Consider the following 15,043-nt stretch of genomic DNA (forward strand, 5'->3'; position numbering starts at 1 on the left):
TCGTGGCCGCGCGGACGGACCGCCGGCCGTCTGGCGGCCGCGTGCCGTCGGTGTGCCTGAAGCCTCGCTCAGGCCGGGTCGGAGGCGTCTGCCTCGGCGAGCCCGACCCGCGCGAGTTCGGACCAGAGCCCGGCACCGTCGGGTGCGTAGACCCACGGCGCCGAGGTGTCGCGGGAACGTTCCTGCGCCCGGGAGCGTCCGCCGGCCAGGACCGCCTCGCTCGTGGACAGCTGCCGGATGGCGACGCCCGCGACGTTCTCCGGGTGCTCGCGGGCGAACTCGCCGTACAGCGACTCGTCGTGCTGGCCGTCGTCGCCGACGAGCAGCCACTGCACGTCCGGGAAGTCCTTCGCCAGACGCCGCAGGTTCTGCTGCTTGTGCAGCTGCCCACTCCGGAAGAACCGGTCGTGCGTGGGGCCCCAGTCGGTGAGCAGGAGCGTGCCGGACGGGTACATGTTGCGGGTCAGGAAGCGCTGCAGGGTCGGCGCGACGTTCCAGGCACCGGTGGACAGGTACACGGTCGGGGAACCGGGGTGCTGCGCCTGCACGCGTTCGTACAGCACGGACATGCCCGGCACGGGGCGGCGGGCGTGCTCGGTGAGGACGAAGGAGTTCCACGCCGCCAGCATCGGACGGGGGAGCGAGGTCACCATGACGGTGTCGTCGATGTCGGACAGCAGCCCGAAGCGGGTGTCGGGGTGCACGACGAACACGTCCGCCTCGACGTCGCGCCCGCCGCCGGCCGACAAGCGGACGGTGCGCCAGCCCGGCTCGAGGTCGATCGGCACGATGGTGTCGACGACCCCGCCACGGTCGGTCTCGACGACGTGCGAGACCCCTCCGGCGGTGACGGTGACCTCGGCGTGGTCGACCGCGACGCTCGTGAAGCTCTTCCACCCGCGGACACCGGCGTACGAGACGTCGGAGGCGAGGCCACGGCGGGTCAGCAGCACGCGGCAGAGGATGCGGACCCATCCGGGAGCGCCGTAGCCGGTGTAGGGGACGACGGTCGGGACCAGGCCACGGCTTCGGGCGCGGTGCTCGCGGAACTCCTGGACGGCGTCCTCGATGCGGGCCGCACGGTGCAGGAGCGGCTCGGCCAACGACGGCTCGTGGGGCGTCGGGTCGGGCATCGCCCCATCATCCCATGCAGGACCCGGAAGTCCACGTCCCGCGGCACCTGTGGTGAGTCGCAGCCATGTTCCAGCCGGTCTCTGCGAAAATCGTCCTCGTCACACCAACGAACCGCGCTGGAGCGCAAGAGGAGAACACGTGCTCGTCACCGAGGTAACGAACGCTCTGCCGGGGGGATCATCACTGCTCAGGAACGAGCCGGTCCAAGCCCGCAGTTCGGCGCGCCTCGCGGGTCTGCTCGACGCTGCTGCAGCGGTGATCGACGAGATCGGGTTCGAGCGACTCACGACCGCGATGGTCGCCGAGCGGGCCGGAGCGTCCATCGGCACCGTCTACCGCTACTTCCCGGACCGCATCGCCGTGGTCGACGCGCTCGCCATCCGCTGCACGCAGCGGCTCGCAGCGCGTTTCGTCGCGGCGCTCGACGCGAGCGGCGCGGAGACCTGGCAGCAGGCCTGCGACGTGCTGATCGACGAGACCGCGGAGCTGTACCGCACCGAGCCCGGCTTCCGCGCGATCCGCTTCGGCGACACCGCGGACACCGGCACCGGTGACGCCGAGGACCGCATGGGAGCGCTCGGCGCCGCCGTCGGGCAGATCATGCGCGACCGGTTCGGGCTGCCCGAGAACGAGCGCATCGCACGGGCCTGGGTCGTGCTGGCCGAGTCCGGCCACGCCGTGCTGGCGCGGGCGCACCGCGACCGCGAGCACCCCGACACGGCGCTCATCGCCGAGTACCGCACGATGAGCCGCGCCCACATGGAGTCGGTGGTCGCCGCCGGCTGACCGCCGCGGGGTCCCGCACCCATCCGCCGACGCCCGTGCTTCTCGAACAGGAGGCGCGGGCGTCGTCGTCCGTGCTGGTTCCGTCGTGCGCTCGGTCCGGTCCACGGCGGTGCGCACCTGTCCGGGACGCGCCGCGTACCGGAACGGGTGAACCGCTGTCGGACCCGACGGGTACTCTCATCCGGAGTCGGGCTACCTCCGAACAGAAGGGCACCCATGATCGAGTTCCGCTCGGTACGAAAGACCTACCCGGACGGCACCACCGCGGTCGACGACTTCGACCTCGTGATCCCGTCCCGGACCACCACCGTCTTCGTCGGCTCCAGCGGCTGCGGCAAGACGACGCTGCTCCGGATGATCAACCGCATGGTCGACCCCACCTCGGGTTCCGTGCAGATCGACGGGTCCGACGTCTCCGGCGTCGACCCCGTGAAGCTCCGGCGGAGCATCGGGTACGTCATGCAGAACTCCGGTCTGCTGCCGCACCGCAAGGTCGTCGACAACATCGCGACCGTGCCCCTGCTCACCGGGGTGTCGAAGGCCGAGGCCCGCACGCGTGCGCTCGAGCTCATGGACACCGTGGGACTCGACCGGGCGTTCGCCGACCGGTACCCGTCCCAGTTGTCCGGCGGACAGCAGCAGCGCGTCGGTGTGGCTCGCGGTCTGGCCGTCGACCCGAACATCCTGCTCATGGACGAGCCCTTCGGCGCCGTCGACCCGCTGGTCCGCAACGACCTGCAGGACGAGCTCATCCGCCTGCAGCGCGAACTCGGCAAGACCGTCGTGTTCGTGACGCACGACATCGACGAGGCGTTCAAGCTCGGCGACCAGGTCGTCATCCTGAAGAAGGGCGGCGAGATCGCCCAGCAGGGCACGCCGTCCGAGATCCTGGCCGAGCCGGCGGACGACTTCGTCGCGAACTTCATCGGCGTCGGCCGCGGGCGTCGGTCGCTGCGCGTCGAGCACACGCCCACGGGCCCCATCGTCGTGGACGGCGACGGGCGTGCAGCCGGTGTCCTCACCGGACCGGTCAACGTCGTCGACGCCGCCGCAGCGGTGCAGGCCGACCCCGCATCGAACCAGGCCGGAGCGTCACTCGACGCCCCGGGTGCTCCGGCGCAGGGTGAGGGCACGCGGTGAAGTGGGTCCTCGCGAACCTCGACACGATCCGTGACGCCACGGTCGCGCACCTGGCCATCGCCATCCCGCCGATCATCATCGCGTTCCTGCTGTCCATCCCCATCGGCTGGCTCGTCGTCCGACTCCAGAGACCCGGCGGATCGCGGTTCGCCTCAGGTGTCGGCAGCGGCATCGTGACGTTCGCCGGACTGCTCTACGCGATCCCGTCCCTGGCGCTGTTCGTGGCACTGCCGGGCATCATCGGCACCGGGCTGCAGAGCCCGGTCAACGTCGTGATCGGGTTGACCCTGTACGGCCTCGCGCTCATGGTCCGGTCGACCGTCGACGGGCTCACCTCGGTGGACTCGGGGACGAAGTCGGCCTCGACCGCGATGGGGTACTCGTCGGCGCAGCGGTTCTTCCGCGTCGAGCTGCCGCTGGCCGGGCCGGTGCTGCTCGCCGGGCTGCGGGTGGTCTCGGTGTCCACGATCTCGCTGACCACCGTCGGCGCCGTCCTCGGCATCCAGAGCCTCGGGTCGCTGTTCACGGACGGCCTCGGCCGTGGGATCTACGAGGAGATCATCTCCGGCATCGTCATGGTCCTCGTCCTGGCGTTCGTGCTCGACGGGATCCTGGTGCTGCTCGGCCGGATCGTCATGCCGTGGACCCGGACGACCTCGGTGTCGCGCCGCCGGACCCGCCGTGTCATGCAAGCAGCGGAGGTCGCCTCGTGATCATCGGACAGGCCTTCGCCTGGGTCTTCGACCCCACCAACTACTCCGGGTACAACGCGATCCCCGGCCGCCTCTGGGAGCACATCTGGATCACGCTGCTCGCCGTGGTGATCGCCTCGGTGATCGCCGTGCCGATCGGGTACGCCATCGGTCACACGCGCCGCGCACGGGGCTTCTCGATCGCCGTGTCCGGCGGAATCCGCGCACTGCCGACGCTCGGCGTGCTCTCCCTGTTCGGACTCCTGCTCGGCATCGGTCTGCAGGCTCCGCTCCTGGCGCTCGTCGTGCTCGCCATCCCCTCGGTGCTGGCCGGCGCGTACTCGGGCATCGAGTCGGTCGAACCCGTGACCGTCGACGCCGCCAAGGCCCAGGGCATGACGGGCTGGCAGATCCTGTGGAAGGTCGAGGTCCCGCTCGGCCTGCCCCTGCTGATCGGCGGCTTCCGCGCAGCCGTGCTGCAGGTCGTGGCCACGGCGACGCTCGCCGCGTACGTCGGTGCCGGCGGCCTCGGCGGCTACTTCTTCCTCGGTCTGAAGACCCAGGACTACGCCGAGATGCTCGGCGCCTCCATCCTCGTGATCGCACTCGCGATCGCGTTCGAGATCGTGTTCGCCGTGCTGCAGCGGGCGTCGGTGCCCAAGGGCACCGCCGACCCGTCGGCCCGGCAGCGCCAGGGATCGCGCGAGCGAGCCCGCAATCCCATCCCGGAAGGAAATCCATCGTGATCACAGCAAAGATCCGTGCGGGCGTCGCAGCAGCGCTCGCACTGGGCGTCGCCGCAGCCCTGACCGGCTGCGCGTCGAGCGACCCGCTCGACAGCGGCTCCAGCGCGTCGTCCGACTCCAAGACGATCGTCGTCGGCTCGCAGCAGTACTACTCGAACGAGATCATCGCCGAGCTGTACGCACAGGTCCTCGAGAAGAACGGCTTCGAGGTCAAGCGCAACTTCAACATCGGGCAGCGTGAGGTCTACATCCCGCAGCTCGAGAAGGGCGCGATCGACGTCATGCCCGAGTACAGCGGCAACCTGCTGCAGTACTTCGACAAGGACTCCACGGCGAAGACCGCCGACGAGATCGACGACGGCCTCGAGACGGCGCTGCCGAAGGGCCTCCGTGTCCTCGACGAGGCCGAGGCGACCGACCAGGACAGCTACACCGTCACGAAGAAGTTCTCCGAGGACAACGACGTGACGAGCCTGGCCGACCTGAAGGACGTCAAGTCGAAGCTCACCGTCGGTGCGAACTCCGAGTTCCAGACCCGTCCGTACGGTCCGAAGGGCCTGAAGTCGGTCTACGGCGTCGACGTCGACTTCAAGGCGGTCGAGGACTCCGGCGGAGCCCTGACGGTCAAGGCGCTGAAGGACGGCACCGTCCAGCTCGCCGACATCTACAGCGCCGACCCGAGCATCAAGGCGAACGACTTCGTCACGCTCGAGGACCCGGAGAACCTGATCCTGCCGCAGAACGTCATCCCCGTCGTCTCCGACAAGGTGAACGACAAGGCCGCGGACGCGATCGACTCGGTCAACGAGAAGCTGACGCCCGAGGCCCTGATCGAGCTCAACACCAAGAGCACGGCGGACAAGGAGAAGGCGTCCACCATCGCCAAGGAGTTCCTGACCGACGAGGGCCTGCTGTAACAGCGGTCCTCGAGCGTTAGACGACAGGCGTCGGGCAACTGCCCGGCGCCTGTCGTCGTTCCGCGGAACGGGAATCGGCACATCCGTGCCGCACGGTTGTGCCGTGCAACACCCTTGCACGTTCGTGCACGGAACATTTCTACAAGTTGTCGAAGTCGGTGGTGACGCGGTACCGTTGAAGAGTCCCAACGGCTGTGACATCTGATGTATCCGTTCCACAGGAAGACACTGACGTGCACCGACTGCGCGCGGCGACCCGACTGGGAAGTGCCGCATGACCGACCTCCTCGACCCGCTCATCCTGTCGCGGTGGCAGTTCGGTCTGACGACCATCTACCACTTCCTCTTCGTCCCGCTGACGATCGGCATGGCCGCCGTGGTGGCCGTGTTCCAGACCGCCTGGTACCGGACCGGTCGCGCGCACTACCTGCAGCTGACCCGGTTCTTCGGACGCATCTTCCTGATCAACTTCGCGATGGGCGTCGTGACGGGCATCGTGCAGGAGTTCCAGTTCGGCATGAACTGGTCGAACTACTCGCGCTTCGTCGGAGACGTCTTCGGCGCACCTCTCGCGCTCGAGGGGATCCTGGCCTTCTTCTTCGAGGCGGCGTTCATCGGCATCTGGATCTTCGGCTGGGACCGCTTGCCGAAGGGGCTGCACCTGGCGAGCATCTGGTGCGTCAGCGCCGGCACGATCATGTCGGCGTACTTCATCATCGCCGCGAACGCGTTCATGCAGCACCCGGTCGGCTTCTCGATGAACGAGGCCAAGGGGCGCGCGGAGCTCACCGACATCTGGGCGGTCCTCGGCAACAAGGTCGCCCTGGCGGCCTTCCCGCACACGTTGTTCGCCTGCTTCATGGTCGCCGCAGCAGTGATCATCTCGGTCGCCGCCTACCACCTGGCACGGAACCAGAACCTCGAGACGATGATGCCGGCGCTCAAGTTCGGCATGTGGACCATGGTGGCGGCGGGCGCCCTGACGGTGCTCACCGGCGACCAGCTCGGCCTGACCATGGTCGACACCCAGCCGATGAAGATGGCCGCAGCCGAAGCGCTGTACAACACGGCGACCGGCAAGGACGCCTCGTTCTCGATCTTCACGCTCGGCACCCCCGACGGCGTGCACGAACTGTTCTCGATCCGGGTGCCCTACCTGCTGTCGTTCCTGTCCACGCACACCTTCAACGGCACGGTCGAGGGCATCAACGACCTGCAGGCGCAGTACACCCAGGTCTACGGACCCGGCGACTACAAGCCGATCATCTGGGTGACCTACTGGTCGTTCCGCTGGATGATCGCGCTCGGCGTCGGTGCGGTCATGGTGTCGCTCGCCGGCCTCTGGCTGACCCGCAAGGGCCGCTTCCCGACGAAGCGCTGGATCTGGCGCGTCGCCACCTGGACCGTCCCGCTCCCGATGGCCGCGATGATCGTCGGCTGGATCTTCACCGAGATGGGTCGCCAGCCGTGGCTCGTGTTCGGGTTGCTCAAGACCAGCGACGGCGTCTCGCCGAACGTGACCGGGCTCGAGGTCCTCATCTCGCTCATCGTGTTCACCGTGATCTACGGCTCGCTGGCGGTGGTCGAGTTCAAGCTCATCAAGAAGGTCGCGCAAGAGGGCCCTGCCGCTCCGGCAGAGATCGACGAGGAGACCGGCGAGGTCAAGCACGAAGTGACGGTGTACTGAGATGGATCTGCCTGTCCTCTGGTTCGCGATCGTCGGCGTGTTCTTCGTCGGCTACTTCGTCCTCGACGGCTTCGACTTCGGTGTCGGCATGTCCCTGCCCTTCCTGGGCAAGGACGACACCGACCGCCGGGTGCTCATCAACACGATCGGCCCGGTCTGGGACCTCAACGAGACGTGGGTCATCGTCGCCGGCGCCTGCCTGTTCGCGGCGTTCCCCGAGTGGTACGCCACGATGTTCTCCGGGTTCTACCTGGCGCTGCTGCTCATCCTCGCGGCGCTGATCCTGCGCGGTGTCTCGTTCGAGTACCGCCACCAGAACAAGCACCTCGAGTGGAAGCGCCGGTTCGACCTGATGATCATCGTCGGGTCCGCCCTGCCGTCGTTCCTCTGGGGCGTCGCGTTCGGCAACGTCGTCCGCGGGATCCCGATGGACTCCGGGCACAACTACACGGGCACGCTCTTGGACCTGCTCAACCCGTTCGCACTCCTGACCGGCGTGGCGACGCTGCTGGTGTTCTTCACGCACGGCGTCGTGTTCGTCGCGCTGAAGACCGAGGGCGAGATCCGCGAGCGGGCGAAGCGCCTGGCGACCCGGGCCGGCATCCTGACGATCGTCGTCGGCGCCGCGTTCCTGGTCTGGATGGCGTTCGTCCGGGCGACCCCGGCCTCGCTCGTGCTCTCGGTGGTCGCGGCACTCGCGCTCGTCCTGGCCGTGCTGTGCAACGCCTGGGGCAAGGAGGGCCGGGCGTTCACGCTCATGGCCGTCACCATCGCCGCGATCGTGCTCGCCATGTTCACGGCGATCTTCCCGGACGTCATGCCCGCCACGAACGACCCGGCGAACAGCCTGAACGTGTACAACGCCTCGAGCGGTTCGTACACGCTGACGGTGATGAGCTGGGTGGCGCTGATCTTCGTCCCCCTCGTGTTCGCGTACCAGGCCTGGACGTACTGGGTGTTCCGCAAGCGTGTCTCGCGGGCCCAGGTCACCCAGGCCGCGCACTAGGCAGGCGACGGTGAAGCCGCTCGATCCGCGACTCCTGCGCCTGTCGCGGACGGCGCGCGGCTTCATCGTCGCGGCCGCCGGCACCGGCGTCCTCCGCACGGTCGCGACCATCGCGATCGCCTGGGGGATCGCCGCCGCCGTGACCCTCGGCATCGACGCGGTCCAGGACGGCCGTGTCCCGGACACCTTCGGGCAAGCGCTCGCGGTGCTGGGCGGCGCGTTCGTGCTCCGTGCCGTGGCGGCCTGGGCGACCGACGACCTGGCGGCCCGCGCCGCGGCGAAGGTGAAGAGCGAGATGCGCACCACGGTGCTCGCCCGCGCCGCCGAGCGTGGTCCGTCCTGGCTGGCAGGCCGGTCGAGCGCGGGGTTCGCCACCACCCTCGGGCCGGGCCTCGACGCGCTCGACGCCTACTTCGGTCGCTACCTGCCGCAGCTCGCACTCACCGCGATCGCCACACCGCTGCTGCTGGTCGCGATCGGCCTCGGTGACCTGACGAGCGGGCTGATCATCCTGTTCGCCCTGCCGGTCATCCCGGTGTTCATGATCCTGATCGGACTCGCGACCCAGTCGTTGCAGCGGAAGCAGTCCGACGCCCTCGCCAAGCTCGGTGGCGCCTTCCTCGAAGCCGTCGAGGGTCTGGCCACCCTCAAGGTGTTCGGTCGCGCCCGGCGCCAGGTCGGCCGCATCGGCGCCGTCACGGACGAGTACCGTCGCGGCACGCTCGGGGTGCTCCGGCTGTCGTTCGTCAGCGGGTTCGCGCTCGAGCTCGCCGCGAGCCTGTCCGTCGCCCTCGTCGCGGTGTCGATCGGCATCCGGCTGGTCGACGGCTCGCTCGGGCTCGGCGCCGCGATGTTCGTCCTGGTCCTCGCCCCCGAGGCGTTCGCCCCCATCCGCCAGGTCGGCGCGGACTTCCACGCCGCCCAGGACGGCGTCGAGGCATCGGCAGCGGTCCTCGACGTCCTCGACGACGACACGGAGCCCGCGCCGCACCACGACACGGACCCCGCGGCGACCGCTCCGGCTGCCACGGCGCTGGCCGTGCACGGTCTGACCGTCCGCCGGCCCGACGTGGTGATCGGCCCGCTCGACCTGCACGCCGACCCCGGCACCGTCGTCGTGCTCGCGGGCCCGAGCGGCTCGGGCAAGTCGAGCGTCATCGCCGCACTCCGCGGGGTCCTGCCGCACGACGGAAGCGTCGTCGTCCCCGGCGCCGCCGGCACGACCACCGCCGGCCGCACCACCTGGGCCGACCAGCGACCCCGCCTCGTGCGCGGGACCGTCGCCGAGAACGTCGCGCTCAGCGCGACCCCCGACGCCGTGGACGTCCAGACCGCGTTGCGCGACGCGGGGCTGGGGGTCGACCCGGGCCTCCCGATCGGCGCCGGCGGCAGCGGACTGTCCGGCGGCCAGGCGCAGCGCGTCGCCGTCGCGCGGGCGCTGTACCGCGCTCGTCGTGTCGGCACACCGTTGGTCCTGCTCGACGAACCGACGTCGGCGCTCGACGTCGAGGCCGAGGCCCACGTCGTCGCCGCGATCCGCAGCCTCGCAGCCGACGGTGCGGTCGTCGTGGTTGCGAGCCACCGACCGGCGGTCGTGGCCGCGGCCGACGTCCGGGTCGACATCGGCACCGGTGGGTCGGTCACCGTCCGGACGGAGGTGCGCGCATGAGCCGCCAGGGCCGTGGAGCGTCCGTCCTGCGGCTCGCGATGCCGCACGGGTCGGGTTGGGCCAAGGCGGTCGCCGCCGGTGCGTTCAGCGCGGTCTGCGCCGTGGCGCTCCTCGCCGCGAGCGGCTACCTCATCACCCGTGCCGCGGAGCACCCGCCGATCCTCTACCTGACCCTCGTGATGGTCGGCGTGCGTGCGTTCGCACTCGGGCGTGCGGCGCTGCGCTACGTCGACCGGCTCGCCGGCCACGACGCGTCCTTCCGACAGCTCGCGGTGGTGCGCACCGAGATGTACCGGCGACTCGCCTCGGTGGCACCGGCTGGACTCGGCAGCACCGGCCGTGGCGACCTGATGACCCGCTTGGTCACCGACACCGACCGACTGCAGGACCTGCCCATCCGCGTCGTCGGGCCGCTGGTGTCCGCCGGGGTCGTCGCAGTGCTGTCCGTCGTCGCGGTGGCGATCGTGTCGGTGCCGGCCGCCCTCGTACTCGTGCTCGCGCTGGCGGTCGCGGCGCTGCTCGGGTCGGTCGTGACGCGCACGATCGCCGAGCGCTCCGACCGTGAGACCGCGGCGGACCGTGGTCGGGTCGCCGACCTCGTGCTCGACACCGTGCGGACGCTCGACGTGTTCGCGGCCTACGGCACCCTCGACGAGCGCCTGGCGCACATCGCCCGTCTCGACGCCGGCGTCACCCGTGCGGTCCGCCGCCGTGGCACGGTCGAGGCGCTCGTCGGTGCCCTGGTCGGGCTGGTCGGCGGCGGCGCGGTCATCGGGATCCTGGCCGTCGGTGCACCCGCCGTGGTGTCCGGGGCGCTCGACGGGCCGCTCTGGGCGCTGACCGTGTTCGTGCCGCTCGCGCTGTTCGAGGTCGTCGGCGGGGTCCCGCTCGCCGTCCTCACGCTGCGCCGGGTGCGTGCCGCCGCCGAGCGGGTCGAGCAGGTCGTCCCGGCACGGGTGCCCGCGGGTATCGTGCCCGAACCCGAGCAGGACGCCGACCCGGCCGAACTGACGGTGTCCGGGCCGGTCACCGTGGCGGTGCGCGACCTGACCGTGCAGTGGCCCGGAGCCACGACGCCCGCGGTCGACGGGGTCTCGCTCGACCTGCACCCCGGCGAGGTCGTCGTGCTCGAAGGGCCGAGCGGCGCGGGGAAGTCCACCCTCGTCGACGCGCTCGTCCGGTTCGTCGACCACCAGGGCTCGTACACGCTCGACGGGATCTCGGCGAAGGACATGCACCCCGACGCCGTCCGTGCCCGCATCGGGCTCATCGAGCAGGACCCGTTCGTCTTCGACCAGTCCGTGCGGCAGAACCTGCTGTTCGCCCGCGAGACCGCCACCGACGACGAGCTGCTCGCGGTGCTCGACCGGGTCGGCCTCGGCGAGTGGGTCGGGCGTCGCGGTGGGCTCGACGCGTCGGTGGGGGAGCGCGGCGGTCTGGTGTCCGGCGGCCAGGCGCACCGTCTCGCCCTGGCCCGCGCCCTCCTGCACGCGTTCCCGGTGCTGGTGCTCGACGAACCCACGGCGGACATCGACCCGGACCTCGGCGACGCCGTCCTGCGCGACCTCGTGACGACGGCCCGCGCAGCGGGCCGCACGATCGTGATCGTGTCGCACGTGCCGGTCAGCACGGACCTGGTCGACCGCACCCTGCGGATGCGGGACGGGCGCCTGCTCGCCGGATGAGCCGACGGGCGGACGCGGGACGGGCCTCCCGGCTTGTATCGTTGACGACCGTGACCACCGAGCAGCACGCCGAGGACCCGAACGCCTACGACTTCCGTCGTATCCAGGAGAAGTGGCAGCCCCGCTGGGAAGAGCTCGGGCTCTTCACCACCGACCTCGACGACACCCGTCCGCGCAAGTACATCCTCGAGATGTTCCCGTACCCGTCCGGCGACCTCCACATGGGGCACGCCGAGAACTGGGCGCTCGGTGACTTCGTCGCGCGCTACTGGCGCCAGCAGGGCTTCAACGTCCTGCACCCCATCGGCTGGGACTCGTTCGGCCTGCCCGCCGAGAACGCCGCGATCAAGCGCGGGGTGGACCCGAAGGACTGGACCTACGCGAACATCGCGCAGCAGAAGGCGTCCTTCAAGCGCTACGCGCCGTCGTTCGACTGGAGCACCGAGATCCACACCTCGGACCCCGAGTACTACAAGTGGAACCAGTGGCTGTTCCTGAAGATGTACGAGAAGGGCCTGGCGTACCGCAAGGACAGCTGGGTCAACTGGGACCCGGTGGACCAGACCGTGCTCGCGAACGAGCAGGTCCTGCCGGACGGCACCTCGGACCGTTCCGGCGCCGTCGTCGTCAAGAAGAAGCTCACGCAGTGGTACTTCAAGATCACGGAGTACGCCGACCGCCTGCTCGACGACCTCAACCAGCTCGAGGGCCGCTGGCCCGCCAAGGTCATCGCGCAGCAGCGGAACTGGATCGGTCGCTCGGTCGGTGCCGACGTCGACTTCGTCATCGAGGGCCGGGACGAGCCCGTCACGGTCTTCACGACGCGTCCCGACACGATCCACGGCGTGACGTTCCTGGTCGTCGCACCGGACTCGGACCTGGCGGCGTCGCTCGTGGAGTCCGCTGACGAGTCCGTGCGTTCCGCGTTCGCCGAGTACCTGACGGCGACGCAGAAGACGTCGGAGATCGACCGGCAGAACGCCGACCGCCCGAAGACCGGTGTGCCGCTCGGCCGCTTCGCGATCCACCCGCTGACGGGGGAGCGCCTGCCGATCTGGGCCGCCGACTACGTGCTCGCCGACTACGGCCACGGCGCGGTCATGGCCGTGCCGGCACACGACCAGCGCGACCTCGACTTCGCCCGGGCGTTCGACCTGCCGGTGAAGGTCGTCGTCGACACCAACGCCGCGGTCACCGGAGCGATCCCGGTGATCACCGAGGACACCGAGCTGCCCGACCTCAACCCCGCCACCACGGGTGAGGCACTGACGGGTCAGGGCCGGATGATGAACTCCGGCCCCCTCGACGGCATGTCGAAGCAGCACGCGATCACCGCCGCGATCTCCCTGCTCGAGGAACGCGGGACCGGTCGCGCCGCCAAGACCTACCGCCTGCGCGACTGGCTCATCTCGCGCCAGCGCTTCTGGGGCACGCCGATCCCGATCATCCACGGCGCCGACGGCAGCGAGCACCCCGTGCCGCTCGACCAGCTGCCGGTGCGACTGCCCGACACCGAGGGGCTCGACCTCAAGCCCAAGGGCACCTCGCCGCTCGGCGGAGCGACCGACTGGGTCAACGTCCCGAACCCCGTCGACGGCACGCCCGCGCTCCGTGACACCGACACGATGGACACCTTCGTCGACTCGTCGTGGTACTTCCTGCGCTTCCTGGCCGCGAACGACGACACCCAGGCGTTCGACCCCGCCATCGCTCGCAAGTGGGCGCCGGTCGACCAGTACATCGGCGGGATCGAGCACGCGATCCTGCACCTGCTGTACGCGCGCTTCGTCACCAAGGTGCTCTTCGACCTCGGCTACCTCGACTTCACCGAGCCGTTCTCGGCACTGCTCAACCAGGGCATGGTGCTGTCCGGCGGCTCGAAGATGTCGAAGTCCAAGGGTGGTGTCTCGCTCGGCGACGAGCTCGACGCGAACGGCGTCGACGCGATCCGCCTGGTGATGGGCTTCGCCGGCCCGCCCGAGGACGACATCAACTGGGAGGACGTCTCCCCGTCCGCCTCGGCCCGCTTCCTGGCCCGCGCCTACCGCCTGGCGACCGACGTCACGTCGACCCCCGACGTCGTCTGGGCCGAGGGCGACCGCGCCCTGCGCCAGGTGACGCACCGGTTCCTGGCCGATGCGCCGGGCCTGATGGAGTCGTTCAAGTTCAACGTCGTGATCGCGCGGCTCATGGACCTGGTCAACGTGACCCGCAAGGCGATCGACAGCGGCCCCGGTGCCGCCGACCCCGCCGTGCGCGAAGCCGTCGAGACCGTCACGCTCGGCCTCGCCGTGTTCGCGCCGTACACCGGCGAGGAGATGTGGGAGCAGCTCGGGTACGAGGCCACCGTCGCGCTGCACGGCTGGCGGAAGGCCGACCCGACGCTGCTGGTGCAGGAGACCCTCACCGCCGTCGTGCAGGTGAACGGCAAGGTGCGCGACTCGTTCGAGGTGTCGAAGTCGATCGAGCCGTCCGAGCTCGAGGCACTCGCGCGGAACTCGGCGAACGTGCAGCGGTACATCGGTGACCGCGAGATCGTGAAGATCATCGTGCGGGCGCCGAAGCTCGTGAACATCGCCATCAAGGGGTAGTCCTCGGGTGTCGTCGGCCGTCCACAGGGTGGGCGTCCGACGCACCTGTCCACAGACCAGCACTCCGGAGCCCGGCCGATCGGCCGGGCTCCGTAGCGTTCGGGGCATGTCGTCGCCCTCGTCACCGGACCCTCGGTCAACGGACGGCGCGCCCGCATCGGGACGCGTGCTCTGGTCGCGCCTGGTGCTGTCGCCGCGGGCCGCGGTGGTGCTGGCCGGGGTCGTCGTGGCGGTCGCGCTCGTGGTGGTCCTGGTCGGGTCGCTGCCGGGGCGCGGTGGTGCAGGGGCGGGCGGGGTCGTCGTCAGTGGTGCGCCCACCGCCGGTGCGCCGACTGCCGGGGTGCCCCTCGCCGGGGTGCCGACCACTGGGTCGTCGACCGCTGGTCCTGCATCCGGTGGGGAAGCAGCTGCCACTGGTGCGGCGCGTGTGGTGGTGCACGTGCTCGGGGCGGTCGAGCGCGACGGCGTGGTGCGCCTGCCGCCGTCGAGCCGGGTGACCGACGCGATCGAGCGGGCCGGCGGCGCGACGGCGGACGCGGACCTGGACCGACTGAACCTGGCGCGGGTCCTGACCGACGGGGAACGGCTGTACGTGCCCCGCGTGGGCGAGGACGAGGTTCCGGCGGCGCTCGATCCGGTCGACGGCGGTGCGGCCGCGGCGGGCGGTGGCGCTGACGACGGTACGGGTGCCTCGGGAACCGGCGCTGACTCCGTCGTCGACCTGAACAGCGCCGACCAGGCTGCGCTCGAGACCCTGCCCGGCATCGGCCCGGGGTTGGCCGGCCGGATCCTCGCCTGGCGCGACGAACACGGCCGGTTCACCGTGGTCGAGGACCTGCTCGACGTCAGCGGCATCGGCGACGTCCGGTTCGCGGAGCTGCGTGGCCGCGTGCGGGTCTGAGCCGTGCCCGTGCAGCTGCGACCCAGTGCGACGGACCTGCGGGTGGCGGTGCCGGTGGCGATCGCCTGGATCGTGACGACCGTGCTCGT

General features: G+C 70.3%; 12 protein-coding genes. 11 read left to right on the plus strand and 1 reads right to left on the minus strand.

The genetic code is table 11. From position 1 onward, the window contains the following. Nucleotides 1-68: 68 nt before the first annotated feature. On the minus strand, nt 69-1,133 hold the full coding sequence (locus DEJ14_RS07775) for an App1 family protein phosphatidate phosphatase (RefSeq protein WP_111085765.1): 1,065 nt from the start codon (nt 1,131-1,133) through the stop codon (nt 69-71). A gap of 139 nt (nt 1,134-1,272) precedes the next feature. On the opposite strand from DEJ14_RS07775, the gene DEJ14_RS07780 reads away from it, so the two are divergent. The 11 genes from DEJ14_RS07780 to DEJ14_RS07830 all read left to right on the plus strand — a co-directional run bounded on the left by DEJ14_RS07780 (nt 1,273) and on the right by DEJ14_RS07830 (nt 14,954). Next, nucleotides 1,273-1,920 (plus strand): TetR/AcrR family transcriptional regulator, encoded by a 648-nt coding sequence (locus DEJ14_RS07780; protein WP_258373294.1) that lies wholly within the window; start codon nt 1,273-1,275, stop codon nt 1,918-1,920. Between the two features lie 216 nt (nt 1,921-2,136). Further along, nucleotides 2,137-3,060, plus strand: a complete 924-nt coding sequence (locus DEJ14_RS07785) for an ABC transporter ATP-binding protein (protein ID WP_111085764.1) — start codon at nt 2,137-2,139, stop codon at nt 3,058-3,060. Continuing rightward, nucleotides 3,057-3,773, plus strand: a complete 717-nt coding sequence (locus tag DEJ14_RS07790) for an ABC transporter permease (protein WP_111085763.1) — start codon at nt 3,057-3,059, stop codon at nt 3,771-3,773. The genes DEJ14_RS07785 and DEJ14_RS07790 overlap by 4 nt, the downstream gene beginning before the upstream one ends. Continuing rightward, on the plus strand, nt 3,770-4,498 hold the full coding sequence (locus DEJ14_RS07795) for an ABC transporter permease (protein ID WP_111085762.1): 729 nt from the start codon (nt 3,770-3,772) through the stop codon (nt 4,496-4,498). Before DEJ14_RS07790 ends, DEJ14_RS07795 begins: the two co-directional genes overlap by 4 nt. Beyond that, a complete protein-coding gene (locus DEJ14_RS07800; RefSeq protein ID WP_111085761.1) occupies nt 4,495-5,415 on the plus strand; it encodes an ABC transporter substrate-binding protein in 921 nt (306 codons plus the stop codon). The genes DEJ14_RS07795 and DEJ14_RS07800 overlap by 4 nt, the downstream gene beginning before the upstream one ends. 274 nt (nt 5,416-5,689) lie before the next feature. Continuing rightward, entirely contained in the window at nt 5,690-7,102 is a 1,413-nt protein-coding gene (locus tag DEJ14_RS07805) for a cytochrome ubiquinol oxidase subunit I (RefSeq protein WP_111085760.1), read from the plus strand. A 1-nt stretch (nt 7,103) separates the two neighbouring features. Further along, nucleotides 7,104-8,108 carry a cytochrome d ubiquinol oxidase subunit II gene (gene cydB, locus DEJ14_RS07810; RefSeq protein ID WP_111085759.1) on the plus strand — a complete coding sequence of 335 codons (1,005 nt, stop codon included), beginning with the start codon at nt 7,104-7,106 and terminating at the stop codon, nt 8,106-8,108. A 10-nt stretch (nt 8,109-8,118) separates the two neighbouring features. Further along, nucleotides 8,119-9,777: a thiol reductant ABC exporter subunit CydD gene (gene cydD / locus DEJ14_RS07815; protein WP_111085758.1), complete on the plus strand. Its 1,659-nt coding sequence runs from the start codon at nt 8,119-8,121 to the stop codon at nt 9,775-9,777. Further along, a complete protein-coding gene (gene cydC, locus DEJ14_RS07820; protein WP_111085757.1) occupies nt 9,774-11,462 on the plus strand; it encodes a thiol reductant ABC exporter subunit CydC in 1,689 nt (562 codons plus the stop codon). The genes cydD and cydC overlap by 4 nt, the downstream gene beginning before the upstream one ends. After that, nucleotides 11,459-14,053 (plus strand): leucine--tRNA ligase, encoded by a 2,595-nt coding sequence (gene leuS, locus DEJ14_RS07825; protein WP_258373293.1) that lies wholly within the window; start codon nt 11,459-11,461, stop codon nt 14,051-14,053. Before cydC ends, leuS begins: the two co-directional genes overlap by 4 nt. 106 nt (nt 14,054-14,159) lie before the next feature. Next, entirely contained in the window at nt 14,160-14,954 is a 795-nt protein-coding gene (locus DEJ14_RS07830; protein WP_111085755.1) for a helix-hairpin-helix domain-containing protein, read from the plus strand. The last annotated feature ends 89 nt before the right edge of the window (nt 14,955-15,043 follow it).

The organism is Curtobacterium sp. MCJR17_020, from assembly GCF_003234365.2.
Taxonomy (GTDB): Bacteria; Actinomycetota; Actinomycetes; order Actinomycetales; family Microbacteriaceae; genus Curtobacterium.